Below are 23307 nucleotides of genomic sequence, written 5' to 3'. Positions count from 1 at the left end.
CAGGCGGCGCCTGGAGGAATCCGTGAGCAGAAAGATTCTGGTCATTGTCTCCGAACACGGTTACTGGGCCGAAGAACTGATAGGCCCCGTTTCGAAGTTCGACGAGCAGGGCTACGAAGTCGTATTCGCCACGCCGACCGGAAAGCGTCCGCACGCTCTTCCGCCGAGCCTCGACGCGAACTTCATCGACCCTCCACTGGGACGCTCGGTCACCACCGAGGAGAACGCCCGGCTGGGGCGCGAGTTCGAGCAGTCGAGCCGGCTGGACACGCCGCTCGACATCGAGGCGTGGGCGCCCGAGCGCCCGTACACCAGCGACGAGGGCTACCTGCGCAAGCTGGAGCAGTACCACCGCGATCTGGAGAAGCTGGAGGCCGACATCGCCGGCTACGACGCGCTCCTGATCGTCGGCGGCAGCGGCCCCATCGTCGACCTCGCCAACAACGAGCGCGTCCACGCGCTGATCCTGGCCTTCAAGAACGCCGGCAAGGTCGTGGCCGCCGAGTGCTACGGCGTGGCCTGCCTGGCCTTCGCCCGCGACTGGGGCGACCGCAAGAGCATCATCTGGGGCAAGCACGTGACCGGCCACTGCAAGGAGTACGACTACAAGGACGGCACCGGATTCCTCGGTACCGACTTCAACATGGGCCCGCCCCCGTACCCGCTGGAGTACATCCTGCGCGATGCCACCGGGCCGCGCGGCGCGTATCACGGGAATTTCGGCCACCCGCTTTCGGTGATCGTCGACTACCCGTTCGTGACCGGACGTTCCACCCCCGATTCCTATCTGACGGGGCAGAAGATCGTGGAAGTCCTGGAGGACGGTCTCACCCGTTACGGGTGGTAGGGGGAATCATGGAAGCCACTCCCGGACGGGAAAGGCTGATCGAGCAGTTCAAGGCCGACGGCCTGAATGTGATGTTCGGAAATCCGGGGACGGTGGAACAGGGATTCCTCGACGCGGTGGACGCGGCGGAGGACTTCCATTACGTCCTCGCCCTCCAGGAGACCGTGGCCGCCGGAATCGCCGACGGCTACGCCCGGGCCACCGGCGGCGCGGCCCTGCTCCAGCTGCACTCCGGGGTGGGGCTGGGCAACGGCATCGGGATGCTCTACCAGTCGCTGCGCGGCCACACCCCGCTCGTCGTGGTCGCCGGGGACGCCGGGGTCCGCTACGACGCCATGGACGCGCAGATGGCCTCCGACCTGGTGGCGATGGCGAAGCCGGTGACGAAGTACGCGACCCGGGTCACCGACCGGCACTCCGTACTGCGCACCATCCGGCGGGCGGTCAAGATCGCCCTGACCCCGCCGCGCGGCCCGGTCTTCGTGGCGCTGCCGATGGACGTGCTGGACGAGCTGAACTCCGAGCCCGTCCTGCCGGCCGCGGTGCCGCTCACGGACGTGGCGCCCTCGCCCGCCTCGGTGGGGCGGGCGGCCGAGCTGCTCGCCTCCGCGGAGCGGCCCGTGATCCTCGTCGGGGACGGGGTCTCGCTCTCCGGGGCCCAGCGCGAACTCGCCGCCGTCGCCGAGCTGCTGGGCGCCGACGTGTACGAGGTGGATTCCTCCGAGGTGAACATCGCGGCCTCGCACCCGCTGCGCCGCGGCCAGACCGGCCACATGTTCGGCCCGCACAGCAAGGAGCTCGTCGCCGGGGCGGACGGGGTGCTGATCGTCGGCACCTACGTCTTCCCGGAGGTGTTCCCCGAGCTGGAGAACCCCTTCCGGGCCGGCGCGAAGGTCGTCCACATCGACCTGAACGCGTACGAGATCGCCAAGAACCACCCGGTGGACCTGGGACTCGCCGCCGACCCGAAGCAGGCGCTGCGCGCGCTGGCCGGCGTACTGGAGCGCCTGCTGACCCCGCAGCGGCGGGCGGCCGCGGCCTCCCGGCTCGACGCCCGTACCCGGGAGCGGGCGCTGTCCGCCAGGGGCGCGGACTCCGAGCAGGACGGCACGCCGATGGCCGTCTTCCTGCGGACCCTGGCCGAGCGCACCGGCGGGGACCTGATCGTCTTCGACGAGGCGCTGACCACCTCGCCGCTGGTGACCCGGTACCTGCCGCCGGAGCGCCCGGGCGACTACCACCTCACCCGGGGCGGTTCGCTCGGGGTGGGCTTCCCGGGGGCGGTGGGCGCCAAGCTGGCCCGCCCGGACCGACTGGTCGTCGGCTTCGCGGGCGACGGCGGGTCGATGTACACCTACCAGGCGCTGTGGACCGCGGTCCGGCACGGCATCGACGCCAAGTTCGTGGTCTGCAACAACCGCAAGTACCGGCTGCTGGACGACAACATCGCCCAGTACTGGCGGGAGCGGGACATCCCGGAGCACGGGTTCCCGGGCTCCTTCGACCTCTCGCACCCCGAGATCGACTTCGCCGGGCTGGCGCGGGCGCTCGGCGCCGAGGGGATGCGGGTGGAGAAGCCGGACGAGGCGGTCGCCGCCGTGGCCCGGATGCTCGACCACCCCGGACCGTTCCTGGTCGACGTACAGATCTGACGCACCGCCGCGACCCACCGCACCGCACACCACCACGGACAGGAGGAGACCGCATGCCCGCCGAGCGGCTGACCGAGGACGCGATCCGCACTTTCGCGGAGAACTGGTACGTGGCCCTGGACCAGCACCTTCCGCTGGACCAGGTGCTGCCCCTCATCACGGGGGATCTGGAGTTCAAGGTCCCCGAGGACACCTTCCTCGGACACCAGGGCTTCGGCCGCTGGTACGAGGCGGTCACGAACCGCTTCTTCGACGAGGTCCACACCGTCACGAAGGTGGAGCCCGTCATCGAGGGCGACCGGGCCGTCGTCCGGGTCCTGGTCAACTGGCAGGCCAAGATCTGGGACCCGCCGGCCGCCCGCAGCGAGTGGCTCGGCTTCGACGCGGACCAGACCTGGACGGTCGTGGCCGGTCCCGACGGACCGCTGATCAAGCAGTACACCGTCAACGACCTGGCCCCGATGCCCGGTTCCGGCTCGCTCTGAGCACGGACGCGGGGCAGCCGAAGGAGAAGCGACGATGACCGAAGTGACACGGGAGCGGGTCGAGGCGGCGTACGCCGCCCTCGGCTCCGGCGACCGGGCCCGCATCCTCGAGTACTACTCCGAGGACCTGCGCTGGCTCGTGCCGGGCAACCACCCGCTGGCCGGCTGGTACGAGAGCCTGGACGCGTTCCTGGAGCTGATGGGGCAGACCCACAAGCTCACCGGCGGCACCTTCCGGATGGACATCCAGGCGGTCCTCGTCGGCGAGGACTGCAGCGCCGACGTCTGCCGCAACGTCGCCGTGCGCGACGGCGCCGACCAGGCGAGCCGGTCCCCGTACGAGCGGATGGACTACCCCGTCTTCCACTTCATGCGGTGGCGGGACGGCCGGATCATCGAGGGCCGCGACGGGCTCTTCGGGGACTCGGCGACCGCCTTCAGCCAGTTCTGGGCGCCCTTCGCGCCCGACGGAACCCGCCGCGACCGATAGGGGGAGGAGCGCTGTGGACGCACGACAGATCCTTGAGAAGTACTACGAGTACGCCAACGCCGGGGACTGGGACCGCTGGTGCGACCTGTTCGCCGACGACCAGGTCATGGACGAGCAGCTCGCCGGACACATCGAGGGCCTGGAGGTCCTGCGCTCGATGATGAAGGGCATGGGGACGATGTACCGCGTCTTCCAGAACAAGCCCGTGCACTTCCTCGTCGACGGGGAGAAGGCCGCGGCCGTCTCCCACCTCAGCGCCGTCAGCCCCGCGGGCGAGACGATCGAGGCCGAGGTCATGAACTTCTTCCGGATCGTGGACGGAAAGATCGCCTACATGGCGAACTACCACGACACCGTCCCCTTCCAGGTGCTGGGCCAGGGCTGAGGGGGGCCGACGCGTGGCGATCGCCGAGAGAGAAGAGTACGACTACGTCATCGTGGGATCCGGCACCGCGGGCAGCGTGCTCGCGAACCGGCTCTCCGCGGACCCGGACGTCTCCGTCCTGGTCCTGGAGGCGGGCGGCAACCGGATCCCGCCCGAGGTGGACGACCCGTCCTCCTGGTACAAGCTGCTCGGCGGGCCCGTCGACTGGGGCTACACCAGCGTCCCGCAGCCCGGGCTCGACGGCCGCCGTACGTACGAACCGCGCGGCAAGGCCCCCGGCGGCAGCAGCAACCTGTACATCATGATGCACATCCGGGGCCACGCCTCGGACTTCGACAACTGGGCCTACCAGGGCGCCGCCGGCTGGGGCCACGAGGACGTCCTGCCGTACTTCGCCCTCCTGGAGGGCCAGGAGGACGCCACCGCGCCCACCACCGGCACCCGCGGCCCGCAGCGCATCACCAACGCCGGGCAGCACGGCCCCAACCCGGTCTCGCGCGCCTTCATCGACGCGGCCGTCGAGCTCGGCCACCAGGAGATCGCCGACTTCAACACCGACGGGCCCCGGCGCGGCCTCTTCGGCACCGGCTGGCACCACATCGACGTGGCCGACGGGCGCCGCCAGGGCACCCTCGCCGCCTACCTGGAGCCGGCGCTGGAGCGCCCCAACCTGACGCTGCGCACCAGCGCCCAGAGCACCCGGCTGCTCTTCGACGGCGACACCTGCACGGGCGTCGAGTACACGCAGCTCGCACCGCCCGCCGAGATCCCCGGCCGGACCGTCCGCGACGGCCACAGCGCGGCCGCCGCACCCGGTCCGCACGCGGTACGGGCCCGGCGCGAGGTGATCGTGGCCGCCGGGGCGATCGAGTCCCCGAAGCTGCTGCTGCTCTCCGGCATCGGCAACCCCGAGCAGCTGCGCGAGCACGGCATCGGGACGGTCGCGGCACTGCCCGGGGTCGGCGAGAACTTCCACAACCACGTCCTGACCGGGCTGATGGCCGAGGTCACCCAGGAACTCCCGCCCCCGGCGCAGAACCTGTCCGAGAGCGCTCTGTTCCTGTCCTCGCAGCCGGGCCTGCCCGCCCCCGACCTGCAGATCGCCTTCGTCCACGTGCCGTTCGACGTGATCGTCGGCAAGGACCACCCGAACACGGTGAGCATCCTTCCCGGTGTCGTGCGCCCCGTCTCGCGCGGCTGGATCCGGCTCGCGAGCGCCGATCCGCTGGCCCACCCGCTGATCAACCCGAACTACCTGGGCGACCGGTGGGACCTGGAGCGGATGGTGCAGGGCATCAAGCTGGCCCGGGAGCTCTTCGCGACCTCGGCCTTCTCGCCCTGGTACAAGCAGGAGCTCCAGCCCGGTCCCGGGTACGTCTCCGACGAGGACCTGCGCACCTTCGCGAAGCAGAAGTCGGAGAGCTACCACCACCAGGCCGGCTCCTGCCGCATGGGCATCGACGACCTCTCCGTCGTCGACCCCGAGCTGCGGGTGCACGGCGTACGCAACCTGCGCGTCGTCGACGCCAGCGTGATGCCCGCCGTCCCGTCGGGCAACTGCCACACCGCCATCGCGATGATCGCCGAGCGCGCGGCGGACTTCCTGAGGGGGACCTCCCGTGCCTGACGCCGTACTGCGCGAGGGCGCGCTGAGCGGGACCCGGATCGCGGTCCTGGTCGAGAGCGACTTCTACGAGCCGGAGATCTTCTACTACAGCCGCCGGTTCGCCGAGGAGGGCGCCGAGGTCGACTTCCTGACCCGGCTGTGGGGCAACGACTCCATCACCTTCTCCGGCCACGAGTACCGGGCGCCGTTCACCGCCGACAAGTCCCTGGAGGGGCTGAGCGACGAGGAGCTGCGCCGGTACGCGGCGATCATCGTGCCCTCGGGCATGGTGGCCGACCGGCTGCGCTACACCGAGGACGTGGACGTGCTGGCTCCGGCGACGGAGCTGCTGCGCCGGGCCTTCGAGGAGCCGACGGTCCTCAAGGGGATCATCTGCCACGGCATGTGGCTGGCCGCCTCGATCCCCGACAAGATCCGGGGCCGCAAGGTGGTGTGCCACAACAACCTCATCGGCGACGTCCGCAACATGGGCGCCGAGTACGTCAACGAGGACGTGGTGGTCGACGGCGACCTGGTCACCGGCCGCACCGGAGCCCACCACCACCTCTTCGCCCGCCGGCTCATCGAGCTGATCGCGGCGGGACGGGGCCGGGGGGCCGCCTGATGGCCGCAATGGTCTGGTCGCACGTGGGCCTGAACTGCACGGACCAGAAGACGACCGAGGAGTTCTACACCCGGTACTTCGGCTTCACCCGGGCCCGGGTGGTCGACCTCGGGGAGGCGCGGATCGTGTTCCTGCGCAAGGGGGACGCGTACCTGGAGCTCTTCGCGGCCGGCGCCGCAGCGGCCCGGCCGGCGCAGGACGACGGGCCGCAGGCCCCGGGCCGGATGCGCCACCTGGCCTTCCAGACCGACAGCGTGGACGCGTTCCTGGCCGAGCTGGGCGACGCGGCCGAAGTGACCCTGGGGCCGCTGGACTTCGACGACTTCATCTGCGGCTGGCGGACCGTGTGGGTCCGCGATCCCGACGGGGTGATCGTCGAGGTCAGTCAGGGATTCGAGGACGACCGCTCACACGACAAGGACGGTGCATGACATGGCGGACGCCGTGAGCTTCTCCTTCTCCGACACCATCGCGGGGTACGTCGCCCGCTTCGACTCCGAGGCCCGCCTGCTGCGGCTGAAGACCTCGGACGGGCGCGAGTTCGACGTCTCCCTGGCCGGCGACCCGAGTGCCGAGCTGGTCCGCAACCTGGACGAGCCGTACATCGACGCCTCCGGGCACATCGACGAGATGCTCTCGCCCGGGCGGTTCCTCTTCGTCTACGGCGTCCACTACCCGGAGCACGGCGGGCGCTTCGACGCCAAGCGCCTGGTGTTCCTGGGCCGCGGCGCCGAGGACTACCGGTTCGAGGAGCCCAGCTGGTGGGTCAAGCAGATCGAGTCGCTGGCCGACTTCTACAAGCGGGCGCAGTTCGGCGAGGGCCCGGTGGACTTCACCGAGTACCGCACCGAGATCCGGCTCGGCGGCGACAAGACCGCCAGCCACGTCCAGGAGACCGACACGATCTCCCGCCTGGTCTACGGCATGGCCTCGGCCTACCTGCTGACCGGCAAGGACGAGTACCTGGAGGTCGCCGAGCGCGGCACCGAGTACCTGCGCAAGCACATGAGGGTCGTGGACAGCGAGGAGGACGTGGTCTTCTGGTACCACGGCATCAGCGTCGACGGGGACAGCGAGCGCAAGCTGTTCACCTCGGAGTTCTCCGACGACTACGACGCGATCCCGATGTACGAGCAGATCTACGCGCTGGCCGGCCCGATCCAGACGTACCGGGTCACCGGTGACATCCGGATCAAGAACGACGCGGACGCCACCATCCGGCTGTTCGACAAGTTCTTCCTGGACCGCGAGCAGGGCGGCTACTACTCGCACATCGACCCGATCCTGTTCAGCGCGGACCACGAGTCCCTCGGCGAGAACGCCGAGCGCAAGAACTGGAACTCGGTCGGCGACCACGCGCCCGCGTACCTGATCAACCTGTACCTGGCGACCGGCGAGCAGAGGTACGCCGACTTCCTCGAGTACACCTTCGACACCATCGCGGACAAGTTCCCGGACTACAAGAACAGCCCGTTCGTCCAGGAGCGCTTCTTCCGCGACTGGTCGCACGACACCGCGCACAGCTGGCAGCAGAACCGCGCGGTCGTCGGGCACAACCTCAAGATCGCCTGGAACCTGATGCGGATGAACTCGCTGAAGGCCAAGCCGGCGTACGAGGACCTCGCCAAGAAGATCGGCGAGATCATGCCGGCCGTCGGCAGCGACGTCCAGCGCGGCGGCTGGTACGACGTCGTGGAGCGCGTGAAGGACGGGAACCAGGAGACGTATCGTTTCGCCTGGCACGACCGCAAGGCCTGGTGGCAGCAGGAGCAGGCGATCCTCGCCTACCTCATCCTGAACGGCACGGTCGGCGGCGACGCCTTCCTGCGCGAGGCCCGTCAGGCGGAGGCCTTCTACAACACGTTCTTCCTCGACCACGACGAGGGAGCCGTCTACTTCAACGTGCTCGCCAGCGGTACGCCGTACCTGCTCGGCACGGAGCGGCTCAAGGGCAGCCACTCGATGTCCATGTACCACTCGGCGGAGCTCTGCTACCTGTCCGCCGTCTACAACAACCTGCTGATCAACAAGCGGGAAATGGACTTCCACTTCAAGCCCGACCCGACCAACCTGCCCGACCGCGTGCTGCGGGTCTCTCCCGACCTGCTGCCCGCCGGCTCCGTGCAGATCGCGTCCGTCGAGATCGACGAGAAGCCGTACCGGGACTTCGACGCGGACGGTCTGACCGTCAAGCTGCCGGACGTCCAGGGGCGGGTCAAGGTCAAGGTCCGGCTGCGCCCGGTGACTTCATAGCGCTCAACGGGGGGCGCCCCGACTAGAGGGGAAAGCAATGTCTCTGAACGTCAAGGAACGCCGCAACAAGGGCGGTACCGTCCTCGTCGCCACCGGCGAGATCAACAGCGAGACCTCCGGACAGCTGCTGCAGGCCCTGCTGCCGCTGGTCCGCGAGGGCCGGCCGCTGCGCATCGACCTCACGGCCGTCACGTACGTGTCCAGCGCGGGCCTGCGCACCCTGCTCGTCGTCTACCGCGAGGCCCAGCACTCCGGTGTCGCCGTCACCCTGTACGGGGTGAGCGAGGAAGTCCGGTTCGTCATGTCGGCCACCGGCTTCCTCGACTTCTTCGAGACCGGCGAGGCCGCGGCCGCGCAGTCCAAGTCCAAGTCGGCCCTCAAGACAGCGGTCGCGCGATGACCGAGGCCCGGTCCGAGCAGGTGCTGCGCGTCGACGCGTACCCGACCCACGAAGTGGGCGGGTACCGCGTCCGCGCCGGCAAACCGTTCCCCTTCGGGGCCAACGTGGTCCCCGGCGGGGTCAGTTTCTCCGTCTACTCCGACCAGGCGACCTCCATGACCCTGGTCATCTTCAAGCGCGGAGAGCCCGAGCCGATGGCCGAGCTGGAATTCCCCGAGGAGTTCCGCACCGGCAGCGTCTTCGCCATGACGGTCTTCGGCCTCGACCACGAGAACATCGAGTACGGGTACCGGGCCGACGGCCCCTACGACCCGGTCTCCGGGCACCGCTTCGATGCCCGCCAGGTCCTCTCCGACCCCTACGCCCGGCTGATCTCCGGCCGCGACGTGTGGGGCGTGGAGCCGGACCGCAGCCGCGGCTACCAGTACCGCTCGCGGGTCTGCCTCCAGGACTTCGACTGGGGCGACGACACACCGCTGCGGCTGCCCGCCGAGGACCTCGTCGTGTACGAGACCCACGTGCGCGGCTTCACCCGCCACCCGTCCTCGCAGGTCACCGCCCCCGGCACGTTCGCGGGGCTGCGGGAGAAGATCCCGTACCTCAAGGAGCTCGGGGTCAACTGCATCGAACTGCTCCCGGTGTTCGAGTTCGACGAGAGCGACAACATGCGCTCCAACCCGGAGACGGGCGAGCACCTCTTCGACTACTGGGGCTACAACACCGTCTCGTTCTTCGCGCCGAAGGCGGGCTACGCGGCCACCGGACGCTACGGGATGCAGGGCGACGAGTTCCGCACCCTGATCAAGGACCTGCACGCGGCCGGCATCGAGGTCATCCTCGACGTCGTCTTCAACCACACCGCCGAGGGCAACGAGCAGGGGCCGACGATCTCCTTCAAGGGGCTCGACAACGCCACGTACTACATGCTCACGCCGGAGGGGTACTACTTCAACTTCAGCGGCACGGGCAACACGGTCAACTGCAACCACCCCGTCGTGCGCAACTTCGTGCTCGACTGCCTGCGCCACTGGGTCGCCGACTACCACATCGACGGCTTCCGCTTCGACCTCGCGGCCATCCTCGGCCGGGCCCTGGACGGCACTCCGCTGCCCAACCCGCCGCTGCTGGAGCTGCTCGCGTACGACCCCGTCCTGCGGCACACCAAGCTCATCGCCGAGGCCTGGGACGCGGGCGGCCTCTACGAGGTCGGCAACTTCCCGGCGTACGGGCGCTGGGCCGAGTGGAACGGGAAGTACCGCGACACCGTGCGCAGCTTCCTCAAGGGCGACCCCGGGGTGACCGGGGAGCTGGCCACCCGGATCGCCGGCTCGCCCGACCTGTACTCCACCCGCGGCACCTCCGCCTCGGTCAACTTCCTCACCGCCCACGACGGTTTCACCCTGGCCGACCTCGTCTCGTACAACGACAAGCACAACGAGGCGAACGGCGAGGGCAACAACGACGGGGCCAACGACAACAACAGCTGGAACTGCGGCGCCGAGGGGCCGACCGACGACCCCGAGATCAACCGGCTGCGCACGCGCCAGATGAAGAACGCGATCGCCATCCTCATGACCAGCCAGGGCATCCCGATGCTCCTGTCCGGCGACGAGGTGGCCCGCACCCAGCAGGGCAACAACAACACGTACTGCCAGGACAACGAGCTGTCCTGGTTCGACTGGGACCAGGTCGACGAGAACGCCGAACTGCTCCGGTTCACCCGGGAGATGATCGCCTTCCGCGGGCAGCACCGCGAACTGCGCTCCACCTCCCACCCCACCGGCCAGGTCCGCGAGAGCCTCGGACTGCCGGACATCAGCTGGCACGGCGAGCGGGCCTGGCAGCCCGACTGGTCGGCGGAGAGCCGGCTGCTGGCCGTGGCCCGCTGCGGCACCGGGGACGACGACGTGGTGTACGTGGCCATGAACTCGCACTGGGAGGCGCACGACCTGGAGCTGCCCGCGCTGCCGCACGGGCGCAGCTGGCACCTGTTCGCGGACACCGGGGCCGAGGCCCCGCACGACATCCGCACCCCGGGCGGCGAGCCCGAGCTGGAGAACGCCGGGAAGTACCTGATCGGTCCGCGCTCGGTCGTGATCCTGGTCGGCCGGACGCCCGATCCCGAGCTCTAGCCCCGGCCGCACCCGCGCCCTGATCCCACCGAACGCTCCAACCGCAGCGCCGAAGGAGACCTGACATGCCGCTTTCCGTGTCCCTGAGCATCGAGGGCGACACCACCGTGATCGAGCTGGCGGGCGAGCTGGACGCCAAGACCGCGCCGGACTTCCACCAGACCATCGAGAAGGCCGCCGGCCACGGCACCGGCACGGTCGAGATCAGGATGGCCGGTGTCGGCTACATGGCCAGCGCCGGACTGCGGTCCCTGGTCTTCGCCCAGCAGAAGGTGGCGAACCACGTGACCATCAAGGTGGTCGGCGCGATCGAGCCCGTGTCCCGGACCATCCGGACGGCCGGGCTGGACCGCAGCATCGTCCTCTCCGATGAGTGAAATCGCATGAGTGACATGGTCGAACTGGCGAGGACGCCCGCAGAGCTGGAGGTGCCCGCCACGCTGGGGGCACTGGGCGACATCGCCGCGTTCGTCCTGCGGCTGGCCGGCCGGGCGGGCCTGGGCAAGGGGCCCGCGTACCGGATCCGGCTGGCCGTGGACGAGCTGGCCACGAACATCGTGATGCACGGGTACCGGGGCGGCGACGGACGGATCACCGTCCGCGGCCGCTCCGGTCCCGGCCGGGTGCAGATCTCCCTGGCGGACTCGGCACCCGCGTTCGACCCCGTCGAGGGCTGTCTGCCCCCCGCCCCCGGGATTCCCCCCGAGCGGCGCAGGATCGGCGGACTCGGCATCCACCTGGCGCTGACCAGCGTGGACGAATTCAGCTACGTACGCAGGGACGGCCGCAACATCAGCACGCTGACTGTGAACGCTGAGGGGACGGACCCATGCCCTCCACGACCGTGATCATCCTCGACGAGTACCCGCCGCCTCCGCTCGAACTGCTCGACGCGCTCCGCTCGATGGACGCGGAGCTCGTCGCCCGCACGCTGACGGAGCTGCGGAACGGGCCACTGGACGAGCTGCCCGTCGCCGACGTGCTGCTCGCCCCGGCCGAGGCCGACGGCGAATCGGTGCGCCTCGCGGTACGGCGGCTGCGCCGCTGGGCCGGGGCGCCCATCGTGGTCGTCTGGACGGTGACGGAGTTCGCCGCCCTGGAGGAGCACGTCAGGCTCGGCCACGACTACCTCGTACCGCCCTTCCTGCCCGCCCTCGTGGGGGCCCGGCTGCACAGCTGCTCGGAGCGCGCCGGTCTCGGGCGCACCCTGCGCGAAGCCGACGCCCGCGCCGAACTCATGGGCTACGAGAAGGAGCTGGAGATCGGCCGGGAGATCCAGGCCGGCTTCCTGCCCGAATCGCTGCCGGTTCCGGAAGGCTGGGAGATCGACGTCCGCTTCCGGCCCGCGCGGCAGGTCGCCGGGGACTTCTACGACGTCTTCGAGATCTCCCGCGGCCGCCGCCTGGCCTTCGTCGTCGCCGACGTCTGCGACAAGGGCGTCGGCGCCGCGCTGTTCATGGCGCTGATCCGCTCGCTGCTGCGGCACACCGCGGAGAACAGCGGCCTGCAGCACCTGGTGGCCGCGGGGCGGGCCGGAGGCAGCCGGCGGATCCCGGTGGTCGGCGCGACACCGCTGCTCAACGCGGTCACCGCCACCAACGGCTACCTGACCCGCAACCACCTGAGACAGGGCTACTTCGCCACCCTGTTCTTCGGTGTGCTCGACCCGCTGACCGGCAGCCTCGTGTACATCAACGGGGGCCACAACGCGCCGCTCCTGCTGCGCGCCGAGGGCGGCGATCCCCTCGCCCTGGAGGTCACGGGACCCGCCGTCGGGGTGCTGCCGGACTGCGTGTACACACTCGGCTACGCCCAGCTGAACCCCGGCGACACCCTGTTCGTGTTCACCGACGGAGTGCCCGAGGCCCGCTGCCCCGACGGCAGCTTCCTCGGTGACGAGCGGATGCTGGAGCTGCTCGCCGGCCCCCCGGTGAGCGGCAGGGAGGTGGTCGACCTCATGGACACCGCGGTACGGGAGCACACCGGAACGGCCGAACAGCACGATGACGTCACCATGCTGGCCCTGCACCGGCCACGTGCGGCGCGGGGGCCGCACGCGGACCGGACCAAGGCCGCGGGCCGTACGGCGGTGGCCTGATGGCCCGGACCATCGTGGTGCACTCGCACCGCGGGGGTACCGGCAAGTCCTCGGTACTGGCGAACCTGGCCCTGCTCATCGCGGGCGAGGGGCGCCGGGTGGGGGTGGTCGACACGGACATCCAGTCGCCCACCCTGGACCTGCTCTTCCGGCTCGGCCCGGGTCCCTCCCTGGCCGACTACCTGCTCGGTCGCTGCGAGATCGAGTCCACCGCCCAGCAGGTCGGCGTGCCAGGGCTGTACGTCGTACCGGCACGGACCGGCACGGCGGCCCTGCGTGAACTCATGACCAGCGGATACGACGTGGGGCTGCTTCCGGAGGGCTTCGACCGGCTGGTGGAGTGCTACGCGCTCGACGTGCTGCTGCTCGACACCCACGCCGGGCTGAACAACGAGTCGGTCACCGCCATGGCGAGCGCCGACGTATTGATGATCATGGCCCGGGCCGATCGGATCGACCTCTCGGGGGTCGAGGAGACCATCGCCCTCGCCGGGCGACTGGCCTGCCGGCGGGCTCTGGTCATGAGCATGGCCCCCGAGGGCATCGACGGGGAGCGGATCCGCCGGCGTGCGGAGGAGGTGTACGGCGCCCCCCTGGCCGGAATCCTTCCCTATGTGCCGGAAATGGCCGCCCTGTACGGCGAGCGCATATTCGCAGAAGCCCATCCCGACCACCCCCTGGTCGGTGAATTCCGCACCATCATCTCCGCGTTGGACGCACCTCACGAAGTATCGCGCGCCTGACGCTCCCCCCTTACGCCCCCTGCGGGGGGCGTGTTGAATCGGCAGCGATTCCAGAACAAGGAGAGAGTCATGAAGATTCTCGTCGTCATGACGGCCAAGGCAACGCTCCACCTCTTGGACGGGGAACAGCACCCCTCGGGTTTCTGGGCCGAGGAATTCGTCGTTCCCTACACCCTCTTCAAGGCCGCAGGCCACACCGTGGACGTGGCGACGATCGGGGGCCAAGCCCCCACGGTCGACCAGACCAGCATCGACCCGCAGTTCCTCCAGTGGGTCCGCCCCGAGGGCTCGCCGAACGAGGACGCGGCCAACGCCGCCGAGTACGTGAGAGTCGTCGAGAGCACCCCCCAGCTCAAGAACCCCCTCGCTCTGGAATCCCTCGGAGAGAAGGACATCGCCGAGTACGACGGCATCTACGTCAGCGGAGGCCACGGCGCGATCGGAGACCTGCCCCACTCCGACGAGCTCGCCCAGATCCTGCGCTGGGCCCTCGCCCAGGACAAGCCGCTCGCCACGGTCTGCCACGGCCACACCTCGCTGCTCGCGCTGCGCGACGGCGAAGGCCGCTGGCCGTTCGAGGGCTACCGGATGACGGCCTTCTCGCACAGCGAGGAGATGGTCACCAACATGGCCGGCCGCCTGCCGCTGATCCTCGAGGCCGAGCTCACCCGGCTCGGCGCGCGCTACGAGAAGGCCGAGAAGATCTGGGACTCGCACGTGGTCGTGGACCGCAAGCTCACGACCGGCCAGAACCCGTACTCCTCCAAGGCCCTTGCCGAGACGTTCCTGCAGCAGCTCGCCAAGGGATAGATCGCCCCCGCATCCGACACCGGAAGGCAGCCATGACCAAGCGCGCGCTCAGCGACCAGCCCTTGGCCAACCCCGGGAAGCTGTTCATCGGCGGCACATGGGTACCGGCCCAGGACGGCCGTACCGAGCCGGACATCAGCCCCGTGGACGGCCAGGAGATCGTACCGGTGGCCCAGGCGGCCGCCGCCGACGCGGACGCGGCCGTGGCCGCCGCCCGCCAGGCGTACGAGGAAGGTCCGTGGAGCAGACTGTCCGCCCAGGAACGCGCGCTGCGGCTGAACCGGGTCGGCGAGCTCATCGAGCGCGACCTGGAGGAGATAGCCCTGCTGGAGACGGTGGACATGGGCAAGCCGTTCGCCTTCTCCAGCACGGTCGACGCGCCCATGGCCGCCCAGCTCATGCACTACTACGCCGGCGCCGTCACCCGGGTCGACGGCTCCTCGCGGGCCCCGGCCGGCGGGCAGCTCGCGTACACCCTGCGCGAGCCGCTGGGCGTGGTCTGCGCCATCACCCCGTTCAACTTCCCGCTGCTGCTGTCGATGACGAAGATCGCACCGGCCCTGGCGGCGGGGAACACGGTCGTCCACAAGCCCTCCCCGGCCACCCCGCTCACCGCCCTGAAGATCGCCGAGCTCTTCCAGGAGGCGGAGATCCCGGACGGCGTGCTGAACGTCATCACCGGGCCGGGCGTGGAACTGGGCGAGACCCTCACCGGCCACCCCGACATCGACAAGATCGCCTTCACCGGCTCCACCGCGGTCGGCCAGACGATCATCCGCAAATCGGCCGGCACCCTGAAGAAGGTGACGATGGAGCTCGGCGGCAAGTCCGCCAACATCGTCTTCGCCGACGCCGACCTGGACGCCGCCGAGGAGCTCGCCTTCTTCGGCATCTACTACAACAAGGGCGAGATCTGCACGGCCGGCTCGCGCCTGCTGCTGCAGCGCCCCATCCACGACGAACTGGTCGAACGCCTGGTGAGCCGGGCCGCCGCCCTCAAGCCGGGCGACCCGCGCGACCCGGAGACCCTGTTCGGCCCGCTGGCCCACCGCGGCCAGTTCGAGAAGGTCAGCTCGTACATCGAGGTCGGCGAGAAGGAAGGCGCGATCCTGCGCACCGGCGGGACCGGCTGGACCCCCGAAGGGGCCTCCAGCCAGGGCCTGTACTTCCTGCCGACGATCTTCACCGGTGTCGACAACGGCATGCGGATCGCCCAGGAGGAGATCTTCGGCCCGGTCCTGTCGATCATCCCCTTCGACACCGAGGAAGACGCGATCCGGATCGCCAACGACAGCGCGTACGGGCTCGCCGCGGGGGTCCACACCAAGGACCTGCGGCGCGCCCACCGGGTGGCCTCCCAGATCAAGGCCGGCACGGTCTGGGTGAATTGCTACAACCAGTACGACCCCTCCGTGCCGTACGGCGGCTACAAGGCCTCCGGATACGGGCGCGAGTGCGGACCGGAATCCCTCGAGAGCTACACGCAGACCAAGTCGGTCTGGATCGGCATGGACTGAGTGCCCGGCCGGCTGACCGACTGAGCGACCGACGGAGTAGGAGCGGCAATGCGCACAGGCATCATCGGCACCGGGCGGATCGGGTCCACCCTCGCGCGGATCCTGGTGGCGGCCGGGCACGAGGTCTTATTGGCCAACGCCCGCGGCCCCCGATCCATCGGCCCCTTACTGGCCGAACTGGGCCCGGCGGCCTCGGCGGCGCACCCCGCCGAGGCCGCCGACCAGGCCGAACTGCTGGTGCTGATGGTGCCGTACGCGAGCGTCCGGGGGCTCCTGCCGTCCGCGGCCGTACAGGACAAGGTGCTGGTGGACGCCACGAACGCGTTCGGCGGCGGCGGCAAGCCCGCGGACCTGGGCGGCCGCGCCTCCAGCGAACTGGTCGCCGAGTGGTATCCCGGTGCCCGGGTCGTGAAATCCCTGAACACCATGCATTTCGAGACACTCGCCGTCGCTGGCACAGTGGAGGGCGAACGCCTGGCCCATTTCACGGCGGGCGACGACGAGAAGGCGAAGGAAATCGTCGCGGGAATCATCGCGGATTTGGGATTCGCGCCCGTCGACACCGGCTCGCTGCACTCCGGAGGAATTCTCCAGCAGCCCGGCGGGCCCCTTTTCAACCGGCCGCTCACGGAAGCGCAGGCGCTGGCATGGATCTCTCACTGAACGTGAACGGAAGACCCGAGCAGTTCTCGGCCGAGCCGAACGAACTGCTCGTGGAACGGCTCCGCGACGGCCTCGGGCTGACCGGCACCAAGGTCGGCTGCGACACCGGCCAGTGCGGCACCTGCGTCGTCCAGCTCGACGGACGCTCCGTCAAGAGCTGCCTGATCCTCACCGCTTCGGCCGCCGGCTCCCGGGTGACCACCATCGAGGGGGTCACCACGCGCGGCGGCGAACTCAGCGGCCTCCAGGAGGCCCTGCGCCAGGAGCACGGGACCCAGTGCGGTTTCTGCACCCCCGGCATGGTGATGGCCCTCGGCGAGCTCGTCGAGAACACCGCGGACCGCGAGGCGCCCACCGAGCCCGAGATCCGCGAGTGGCTCACCGGCAACCTGTGCCGTTGCACCGGCTACCACAGCGTCGTACGGGGCGTGCAGCGCGCCTGCTCCGCCGCCCGGACCGAGATGCCCGAGGAGATCGGCGGGAGCGCCGCCGTCTCCGCGTCCGCCGGCCCCGAGCCGGCCTCCGTGTCCGCCTCCGCGTCCGGCCGGGAGGGGTGAGACGGATGACCGCAGTGACGGGGGAGACACCCCTGCAGGGATCGGGCCTGCTCGGGCAGCCGCTGGACGCCCGCGAGGATCCGCAGCTGCTGCGCGGCGAGGCGAAGTACGTGGCCGACATCGACCTGCCGGGCACCGCCCACATGGCGATCCTCGGCAGCCCGGTGGCCCACGCGAAGATCCTCTCGATCGAGACCAAGGCCGCGGAGCAGATGCCCGGCGTGCTGAAGGTGGCCACGGCGGCCGACTTCACCGACGTGATGCCGCTGCCCTGCATCTGGATCCCCGGCGGGGTCGAGAGCCACTTCCCGCCCCACCCCTACGGACTCCCCGGCGCCCGCCCGGTCCTGACCGGCGACGCGGTCCGGCACGTCGGCGACCCGATCGCCGTGGTCGTCGCCGAGACCCCGCGCCAGGCCGCCGCCGCGCTGGCCGCCATCGCCGTCGAGTACGAGCCGCTGCCCGTGGTCACCCGGGCCGACGCGGCGCTCGCCGAGGGCGCGCCCCAGCTGCACGAGGCCGTACCGGGCAACCTGAACGCGTACTGGACCTGCGGCGACAAGGAGCGCACCGAAGCGGCCCTGGCCGAGGCCGAGGTCACGGTGGAGCTGGACCTGGTCAACCAGCGCACGATCAACAGCCCCATCGAGCCGCGCGGCGCCGTCGGCGACTACAACGCCGCCACCGACGAGTACACGCTGTACGCCTCCACCCAGGGCCCGCACAACCACCGCTTCCTGCTCGCCGCGCTGGTCCTCGGCATCCCGTTCAACAAGCTCCGGGTGATCGCCCCGACCGTCGGCGGCAGCTTCGGCACCAAGGGGTACCTGTACCCCGACATGGCGCTGGTCCTGCTGCTCTCCAAGGCGCTCGGCCGCCCCGTGAAGTGGGTGGACACCCGCACCGGGCTGATGAACTCCACCGTCCAGGGCCGCGACCACCGCCAGCACGTGGTGCTCGCCGGCACCCGCGACGGCCGGATGACCGGCCTGTGGGCCACCAGCTACGCCAACCTCGGCGCGTACCCCTCCACCATCGGCCCCGGTGTCGCCACCGCCCTGATGGGCCGCTCGATCAGCGGCATGTACGACATCCCCGCCGCCTTCTGCGAGGTGTACGCCGCCTTCACCAACACCGTCTCGCTCGGCGCCCAGCGCGGCAGCGGGCGCGCCGAGGCGGCCTTCCTGATGGAGCGGCTCGTCGACCGGTTCGCCTCCGAGATCGGCATGGACCCGGCCGCCGTCCGGCGCAAGAACCTGGTGCCGAACGAGAAGTTCCCGTACGACAACGGCCTCGGCTGGACGTACGACTCCGGGGACTACCAGCTGAACTTCGACAAGGCGATGGAGCTGTCGGGCTACGCCGACATGCCCGCCCGCAAGGCCGAGGCCCGCACCCGCGGCAAGCGCCTCGGCGTGGGCATCGCCACCTACGTCGCGATCTGCGGGGTCGGCCCCTCCACCCGGATGTCCCAGGAGGGCATGCTCGGCGGCACCTGGGAGAGCGCGAACATCCGCGTCCACCCGACCGGCGAGGTCGCCGTCACCGTCGGCTCGGCCTCCACCGGCCAGAGCCACCACACGGTGTTCGCGCAGGTCGCCGCCGACGAGCTGGAGATCGACCCGGCCCTGGTCCAGGTGTACGAGGGGGACACGCTCAAGGCCCCGTACGGGCAGGGCACGTACGGCTCGCGCTCCTACAGCATGGCCGGGCCCGCCGTCGCCCTCACCGCCCGGAAGGTCAAGGCGAAGCTGGTCAAGGCCGGGGCCGTGTTCCTCGGCGTCCCCGAGGACAAGGTCGTCTACGCGGGCGGCAAGGTCTACGAGGAGGGCAACGAGGAGAACGCCAAGACCTTCTCCGAGATGGCGATGGCCATGTGGTACGGCTGGGGCCTGCCCCACGAGATCGAACCCGCCATCGACGAGACCACCCACTTCGACCCGCCGGACTTCAACTACCCCTTCGGCACGCACGTCGCCGTCGTCGAGGTGGACGAACTCACCGGCGAGACCGCGGTGGTGGCCTACACCGCCGTCGACGACGCCGGCCACATCGGCAACCCGAAGATCGTCCTCGGACAGATCGAGGGCAGCATCACGCACGGCCTGGGCCAGGCGCTGATGGAGGCCGCCGTATACGACGAACAGGGGCAGCTGCTCAGCTCCGACCTGACGAAGTACGCCCTGCCGCGCGCCGCGGACGTGCCGTTCTTCACGCTCGACAAGACCACCACGCCCACCCCGCACAACCCGCTGGGCGCCAAGGGCGCCGGCGAGATCGCCACCGTGCCGCCCGCCGCCGCCGTCGTCAACGCGGTCGTCGACGCCCTGTCCGACCTGGGCGTGCAGCACATCGACATGCCGCTCACCCCCGAGAAGGTCTGGCGCCGCCTGAGAGGGGAAGCCCAGTGATCCTCGCCGAGTTCGACTACGTCCGGCCCGTCGGCCTCGAAGAGGCCCTGACCCTGCTCTCCGGCACCCGGGGCGCCCGGGTGCTGGCCGGCGGCCAGAGCCTGCTGCCCGGGCTGCGCACCGGGGAGGACACCGCCCGGCTGCTCGTCGACGTACGCCACCTCGAAGAACTCCGCGGCATCGAGCGGACGGCCGACGGGATCCGGATCGGCGCGCTGACCACGCTCGCCGAGCTGGCCGCCCACCCGGTGGTCCTCGCCGAGGCCCCGGAGGTGGCGGCCGCCGCCCGGGCCAACGGGGACCCCCAGGTCCGCAACCTCGGCACCGCCGGCGGCAATCTCGCCGCCGGAGGGCGCGCCACCGATCTGCCGGTCGCGGCCATCGCCGCGGACGCGCTGGTCGAACTGGCCGGACCCGGCGGGCGCTGGACCGTGGCCGCAGAGGAGTTCGCCGTCTCCGGGACCCCGGCCGCGGCCGTGGTCACCGCACTGCTGGTGCCCGCCGCAGGGCGGGCCGCCGCCTTCGAGAAGACCGCCGACCGGGCCACCCGCTACCCGGTCTGCGCCACCGCCGTACGGATCACCCCCGAGGGGCCGCGCATCGCGGTCACCGGGGCCACCGCCCACCCGCTGCGGCTGCGGGGGGTCGAAGACCGGCTGCGCGGGGGCCCGTACACGACCGAGGCCGTGCTCGCGGCCTTCCGCGCCGAGCCCAGGGAGCTGTTCGTCCCCGGGCGCGGCACCTCGGCCGAATACCTCGGCCACCTCGCGGGGGTGCTCGCCGCCCGCGCGCTGCAGAGGGCAGACCAGGCCCTCGCCTGACCGCCCACCAGGGGGAGTTGACGCAGTGGCCGAATTGTCCAGGACGACCACGGGGGTTCCGGCCGGGCCGCCCGCCCAGGCGGCCGCGGCCCCCAGAGGCTCCGGCTTCTGGGTGGTCGGGGCGGTGCTCGTCCTGCTGATGCTCTCCTCGTCCGTGCCCTCCGCCCTCTACGTGCTCTACCAGCAGAGATGGGGGCTCTCCTCCGGCATGATCACGGTGGTCTTCGCCCTGTACGCCGTCACCGTGCTGATCGGGCTCCTGCTGTTCGGCTCCCTCTCGGACACCCTGGGCCGGCGCCCCGTACTGGGCGTCGGCCTGGTCCTGGCGATGGTCTCCATGGGGCTGTTCGCCGGGGCGCAGGGGCTCGGGCTGCTGCTCGCCGCCCGCGCCGTGCAGGGGCTCGCGGTGGGTCTGGCCACCGGGGCCATGGGCGCCGCCCTCCTCGAACTCGCCCCGCGCTCGCGGCCGGCGCTCGGCGCCCAGGTCAACAGCGCGGGGCCGACCGTGGGGATCGGGCTCGGCGGGATCGGGGCCGGGCTGCTCGTCCAGTACGCCCCCGCCCCGACCGTGCTCAGCTACCTGCTGCTGGTCGCCGCCTTCGCGGTGACGTTGGTGGGGGTGCTCAGGATGCGTGAGAGCGCTCCCGAGGCGCGCTCCGGCGGCCGGATGCGCATCAGCGCGCACCGGATCCACGTCCCGGCCGCCGTGCGGGGCCGGTTCGCGGTCCTCGTCCTGACCATCGTCGCCGTCTGGTCGGTCGGCGGCTTCTACCTCTCGCTCGGGCCGCACCTGGCCCTCTCGCTGCTCGGCAGCTCCAACTACCTGGTGGGCGGGGCCACCGTGGCGCTGCTCGCGGGCGCCGCCACCGCGGCGCAGCTCCTGCTGGGCCGCGTCGAGGCCCTGCGCACCGCGGTCCTCGGCCTGTGCGGGCTGCTGGCGGGGCTCGGCCTGGTCCTGCTCGCGCTGGGGCTGCGCTCGGCCCCCGTGTTCCTCGTGGGCACCGCCGTACTCGGCGGCGGCTGGGGCGCGGCCTTCCTCGGCTCCTTCCGGGCGCTGAGCACGCTCGCGGAGCCGGCGCACCGCGGCGAACTGACCGCCGCGGTCTACGTCTTCGCGTACCTCGCGATGAGCGTGCCGGCGGTGCTCGCCGGCATGCTCACCAACATCCACGGCCTGCACCGCACCTCGGTCGGCTTCATGGCCGCCGTCGCCGGGGTGTGCGCGCTGGCCCTGTTCGTCACGCTGCGGCTGGCCGCCCGCACCCGGGCCGAAGGGAGCACGGCATGAAGGCTGCCGACATGAGCACCGCGGAGCTGCGGTCGGCCCTGCTCGGGCTGGAGATCTTCGCCGGGCTCACCGAGGACCAGCTGGACTGGCTGGTCTCGGTGTCCGAGCCCCGGGTGCTCGCCGACGGGGAGGTCCTGTTCCGGGACGGCGAGGAGGCCTCCGGCTTCCACGTCCTGCTCGCGGGCGGGCTGGTCGTGACCAAGGTCGTGGACGGCCGGGAGGAGGTGCTGACCCGGCACTCCACCGAGGAGGAGAGCGCCGCCGCCGAGGAGCACGACGGAAAGCCCTCCGCCGCGCACCGCTTCACCGGTGAGCTGCCGCTGCTGACGGACGGGGCGTACGTGGCCACCGCCGCGGCGAGCGGGCCGGCGACCACCGTCGTCGCGTACCCGAAGCCGGTGTTCTTCGAGATGCTCACCCGCTGCCACGGGGTGGCGGCCGTCCTGATTCCGGTACTGGCCTGGCGGATCAAGTCCTCGGAGGTGCAGGCCCGCAAGCGGGCCACCGTCGAGGCGCTGGGCACCCTGGCCGCCGGCCTCGCGCACGAGCTGAACAACCCGGCGGCCGCCGTGGCCCGGGCCGCGCAGGAGCTGGCGCCCGCCCTGGAGGGCCTCACCCGGACCGCCCAGGCCTGGGGGGCCGCGGCCACGGGCCCGGAGCGCTCCGTGTTCGACCGGCTGGCCGAGGAGCTCGACAAGCTTCCGCCGCCGGCCACCACCGACCCCTTCGCCCAGGCCGACGCCGAGGAGGAGATCGCCGACTGGGCCGAGGAGGCGGGCACCGAGCGGCCCGGGCTGCTCGGCTCGGGGATCTCGGACCTCGGGCTGGAACTGGGCTGGCTGCTGGAGCGGCTGGAGGGGGTCGGGGAGCCGGCCCTGCCCGCCGCCCTGGACCACCTGGCGGCGCTGTTGGAGATCCGCTCGCTCGCCGCGGAGTTGCGCGCGGCGGGTCCCAGGATCTCCCAACTCGTCGCCGCCACCCGGGATTACGCCAATCTCGACCGGGCACCCGAACAGCGCTTCGCGGTGGCCGACGGGATCGAGAACACGCTGGTCGTCCTGCGTGCCAAGCTCTCCGGGATCACCATCGTGCGCGCGTACGAACCGGATCTGCCCGAACTGACGGGCTATCCGAGCGAGTTGAACCAGGTGTGGACCAACCTGGTCGACAACGCCGCCGAGGCCATGGAGGGCGCCGGCACCCTCACCCTGCGGGTGCGCGCCGAAGGCGTCTGCCTGGTGGTCGAGATCGCCGACACCGGGCGGGGCATCCCGGAGGAATCCCTGCCGCGGATCTTCGAACCCTTCTACACGACCAAGGACGTGGGGAAGGGCACGGGCCTCGGGCTGCACCTCAGCTACCGCATCGTGACCCAGCGCCACCACGGCTCGATCACGGCCCGCTCGCGTCCCGGGGAGACCCGGATGGTCGTCCGGCTGCCGCTCACCACGGCCGCCGCCTGCGCCGAACCACCTGATGAAGCCACTTCCGACCGCTCCACCACCAGTTGAACGAATGGAGTCG

The 23307-nt window shown here is 70.8% G+C and carries 23 protein-coding genes; all 23 read left to right on the top strand.

Translation table 11 applies throughout. The features are described 5' to 3' along the window. Positions 1 to 22: 22 nt before the first annotated feature. The gene (locus ACFYZS_RS31145) at positions 23 to 847 is read left to right on the top strand and encodes a type 1 glutamine amidotransferase domain-containing protein (RefSeq protein ID WP_030157505.1); all 825 of its coding nucleotides are present in this window, start codon (positions 23 to 25) and stop codon (positions 845 to 847) included. 8 nt (positions 848 to 855) lie between these two features. After that, on the top strand, positions 856 to 2499 hold the full coding sequence (locus ACFYZS_RS31140; RefSeq protein WP_389019775.1) for a thiamine pyrophosphate-binding protein: 1644 nt from the start codon (positions 856 to 858) through the stop codon (positions 2497 to 2499). 53 nt (positions 2500 to 2552) lie between these two features. Beyond that, the gene (locus ACFYZS_RS31135; protein ID WP_389019772.1) at positions 2553 to 2984 is read left to right on the top strand and encodes a nuclear transport factor 2 family protein; all 432 of its coding nucleotides are present in this window, start codon (positions 2553 to 2555) and stop codon (positions 2982 to 2984) included. Between the two features lie 34 nt (positions 2985 to 3018). After that, the gene (locus ACFYZS_RS31130; protein WP_389019769.1) at positions 3019 to 3474 is read left to right on the top strand and encodes a nuclear transport factor 2 family protein; all 456 of its coding nucleotides are present in this window, start codon (positions 3019 to 3021) and stop codon (positions 3472 to 3474) included. 13 nt (positions 3475 to 3487) lie between these two features. Beyond that, complete coding sequence (locus ACFYZS_RS31125; RefSeq protein ID WP_389019766.1) at positions 3488 to 3859, top strand: nuclear transport factor 2 family protein; 372 nt, start codon at positions 3488 to 3490, stop codon at positions 3857 to 3859. 13 nt (positions 3860 to 3872) lie between these two features. Next, on the top strand, positions 3873 to 5486 hold the full coding sequence (locus ACFYZS_RS31120) for a GMC family oxidoreductase (protein ID WP_389019763.1): 1614 nt from the start codon (positions 3873 to 3875) through the stop codon (positions 5484 to 5486). Beyond that, positions 5479 to 6090: a DJ-1/PfpI family protein gene (locus ACFYZS_RS31115; RefSeq protein WP_389019760.1), complete on the top strand. Its 612-nt coding sequence runs from the start codon at positions 5479 to 5481 to the stop codon at positions 6088 to 6090. The genes ACFYZS_RS31120 and ACFYZS_RS31115 overlap by 8 nt, the downstream gene beginning before the upstream one ends. Continuing rightward, positions 6090 to 6521 carry a VOC family protein gene (locus tag ACFYZS_RS31110; protein WP_389019757.1) on the top strand — a complete coding sequence of 144 codons (432 nt, stop codon included), beginning with the start codon at positions 6090 to 6092 and terminating at the stop codon, positions 6519 to 6521. Before ACFYZS_RS31115 ends, ACFYZS_RS31110 begins: the two co-directional genes overlap by 1 nt. Before the next feature lies 1 nt (position 6522). Continuing rightward, positions 6523 to 8343 carry an AGE family epimerase/isomerase gene (locus tag ACFYZS_RS31105; RefSeq protein ID WP_389019754.1) on the top strand — a complete coding sequence of 607 codons (1821 nt, stop codon included), beginning with the start codon at positions 6523 to 6525 and terminating at the stop codon, positions 8341 to 8343. 37 nt (positions 8344 to 8380) lie between these two features. Then, positions 8381 to 8743, top strand: coding sequence for an STAS domain-containing protein (locus ACFYZS_RS31100; protein ID WP_389019751.1), 363 nt, complete (start codon positions 8381 to 8383; stop codon positions 8741 to 8743). Continuing rightward, complete coding sequence (gene glgX, locus ACFYZS_RS31095) at positions 8740 to 10875, top strand: glycogen debranching protein GlgX (RefSeq protein WP_389019748.1); 2136 nt, start codon at positions 8740 to 8742, stop codon at positions 10873 to 10875. Before ACFYZS_RS31100 ends, glgX begins: the two co-directional genes overlap by 4 nt. 65 nt (positions 10876 to 10940) lie before the next feature. Continuing rightward, positions 10941 to 11252, top strand: a complete 312-nt coding sequence (locus tag ACFYZS_RS31090) for an STAS domain-containing protein (RefSeq protein WP_030157520.1) — start codon at positions 10941 to 10943, stop codon at positions 11250 to 11252. 6 nt (positions 11253 to 11258) lie between these two features. Beyond that, positions 11259 to 11723, top strand: coding sequence for an ATP-binding protein (locus ACFYZS_RS31085; protein WP_389019745.1), 465 nt, complete (start codon positions 11259 to 11261; stop codon positions 11721 to 11723). Then, complete coding sequence (locus ACFYZS_RS31080; RefSeq protein ID WP_389019742.1) at positions 11705 to 12973, top strand: PP2C family protein-serine/threonine phosphatase; 1269 nt, start codon at positions 11705 to 11707, stop codon at positions 12971 to 12973. Before ACFYZS_RS31085 ends, ACFYZS_RS31080 begins: the two co-directional genes overlap by 19 nt. Further along, the gene (locus ACFYZS_RS31075; protein ID WP_030157526.1) at positions 12973 to 13716 is read left to right on the top strand and encodes a MinD/ParA family protein; all 744 of its coding nucleotides are present in this window, start codon (positions 12973 to 12975) and stop codon (positions 13714 to 13716) included. Before ACFYZS_RS31080 ends, ACFYZS_RS31075 begins: the two co-directional genes overlap by 1 nt. A 69-nt stretch (positions 13717 to 13785) precedes the next feature. After that, entirely contained in the window at positions 13786 to 14526 is a 741-nt protein-coding gene (locus ACFYZS_RS31070; protein WP_389019740.1) for a type 1 glutamine amidotransferase domain-containing protein, read from the top strand. Positions 14527 to 14558: 32 nt separating this feature from the next. Continuing rightward, a complete protein-coding gene (locus tag ACFYZS_RS31065; RefSeq protein ID WP_389019737.1) occupies positions 14559 to 16043 on the top strand; it encodes an aldehyde dehydrogenase family protein in 1485 nt (494 codons plus the stop codon). A 48-nt stretch (positions 16044 to 16091) separates the two neighbouring features. Next, positions 16092 to 16706: an NADPH-dependent F420 reductase gene (locus ACFYZS_RS31060; protein WP_389019734.1), complete on the top strand. Its 615-nt coding sequence runs from the start codon at positions 16092 to 16094 to the stop codon at positions 16704 to 16706. Next, positions 16691 to 17263, top strand: coding sequence for a (2Fe-2S)-binding protein (locus ACFYZS_RS31055; RefSeq protein WP_389019733.1), 573 nt, complete (start codon positions 16691 to 16693; stop codon positions 17261 to 17263). Before ACFYZS_RS31060 ends, ACFYZS_RS31055 begins: the two co-directional genes overlap by 16 nt. A gap of 5 nt (positions 17264 to 17268) precedes the next feature. Next, positions 17269 to 19674, top strand: coding sequence for a xanthine dehydrogenase family protein molybdopterin-binding subunit (locus ACFYZS_RS31050; protein WP_389019731.1), 2406 nt, complete (start codon positions 17269 to 17271; stop codon positions 19672 to 19674). Continuing rightward, complete coding sequence (locus ACFYZS_RS31045; protein WP_389019728.1) at positions 19671 to 20495, top strand: FAD binding domain-containing protein; 825 nt, start codon at positions 19671 to 19673, stop codon at positions 20493 to 20495. Before ACFYZS_RS31050 ends, ACFYZS_RS31045 begins: the two co-directional genes overlap by 4 nt. A 25-nt stretch (positions 20496 to 20520) precedes the next feature. Beyond that, positions 20521 to 21783, top strand: coding sequence for an MFS transporter (locus ACFYZS_RS31040; RefSeq protein WP_389019725.1), 1263 nt, complete (start codon positions 20521 to 20523; stop codon positions 21781 to 21783). Next, a complete protein-coding gene (locus tag ACFYZS_RS31035) occupies positions 21780 to 23294 on the top strand; it encodes an ATP-binding protein (RefSeq protein WP_389019723.1) in 1515 nt (504 codons plus the stop codon). Before ACFYZS_RS31040 ends, ACFYZS_RS31035 begins: the two co-directional genes overlap by 4 nt. Positions 23295 to 23307 lie beyond the last annotated feature (13 nt).

It is taken from the genome of Streptomyces sp. NPDC001903 (genome assembly GCF_042891345.1).
Classification (GTDB): Bacteria; Actinomycetota; Actinomycetes; order Streptomycetales; family Streptomycetaceae; genus Streptomyces.
The sequence above is the reverse complement of the archived record's forward strand: the minus strand, read 5'-3'. Positions and strand labels throughout refer to the sequence as shown.

Coding starts and splice junctions, on each gene's coding strand:
- ACFYZS_RS31105 (WP_389019754.1), top strand. CDS start 6,523: ATGGCGGACGCCGTGAGCTTCTCCTTCTCCGACACCATCGCGGGGTAC.
- ACFYZS_RS31130 (WP_389019769.1), top strand. CDS start 3,019: ATGACCGAAGTGACACGGGAGCGGGTCGAGGCGGCGTACGCCGCCCTC.
- ACFYZS_RS31110 (WP_389019757.1), top strand. CDS start 6,090: ATGGCCGCAATGGTCTGGTCGCACGTGGGCCTGAACTGCACGGACCAG.
- ACFYZS_RS31100 (WP_389019751.1), top strand. CDS start 8,381: ATGTCTCTGAACGTCAAGGAACGCCGCAACAAGGGCGGTACCGTCCTC.
- ACFYZS_RS31060 (WP_389019734.1), top strand. CDS start 16,092: ATGCGCACAGGCATCATCGGCACCGGGCGGATCGGGTCCACCCTCGCG.
- ACFYZS_RS31090 (WP_030157520.1), top strand. CDS start 10,941: ATGCCGCTTTCCGTGTCCCTGAGCATCGAGGGCGACACCACCGTGATC.
- ACFYZS_RS31055 (WP_389019733.1), top strand. CDS start 16,691: ATGGATCTCTCACTGAACGTGAACGGAAGACCCGAGCAGTTCTCGGCC.
- ACFYZS_RS31135 (WP_389019772.1), top strand. CDS start 2,553: ATGCCCGCCGAGCGGCTGACCGAGGACGCGATCCGCACTTTCGCGGAG.
- ACFYZS_RS31080 (WP_389019742.1), top strand. CDS start 11,705: ATGCCCTCCACGACCGTGATCATCCTCGACGAGTACCCGCCGCCTCCG.
- ACFYZS_RS31140 (WP_389019775.1), top strand. CDS start 856: ATGGAAGCCACTCCCGGACGGGAAAGGCTGATCGAGCAGTTCAAGGCC.
- ACFYZS_RS31085 (WP_389019745.1), top strand. CDS start 11,259: ATGAGTGACATGGTCGAACTGGCGAGGACGCCCGCAGAGCTGGAGGTG.
- ACFYZS_RS31065 (WP_389019737.1), top strand. CDS start 14,559: ATGACCAAGCGCGCGCTCAGCGACCAGCCCTTGGCCAACCCCGGGAAG.
- ACFYZS_RS31050 (WP_389019731.1), top strand. CDS start 17,269: ATGACCGCAGTGACGGGGGAGACACCCCTGCAGGGATCGGGCCTGCTC.
- ACFYZS_RS31070 (WP_389019740.1), top strand. CDS start 13,786: ATGAAGATTCTCGTCGTCATGACGGCCAAGGCAACGCTCCACCTCTTG.
- glgX (WP_389019748.1), top strand. CDS start 8,740: ATGACCGAGGCCCGGTCCGAGCAGGTGCTGCGCGTCGACGCGTACCCG.
- ACFYZS_RS31035 (WP_389019723.1), top strand. CDS start 21,780: ATGAAGGCTGCCGACATGAGCACCGCGGAGCTGCGGTCGGCCCTGCTC.
- ACFYZS_RS31075 (WP_030157526.1), top strand. CDS start 12,973: ATGGCCCGGACCATCGTGGTGCACTCGCACCGCGGGGGTACCGGCAAG.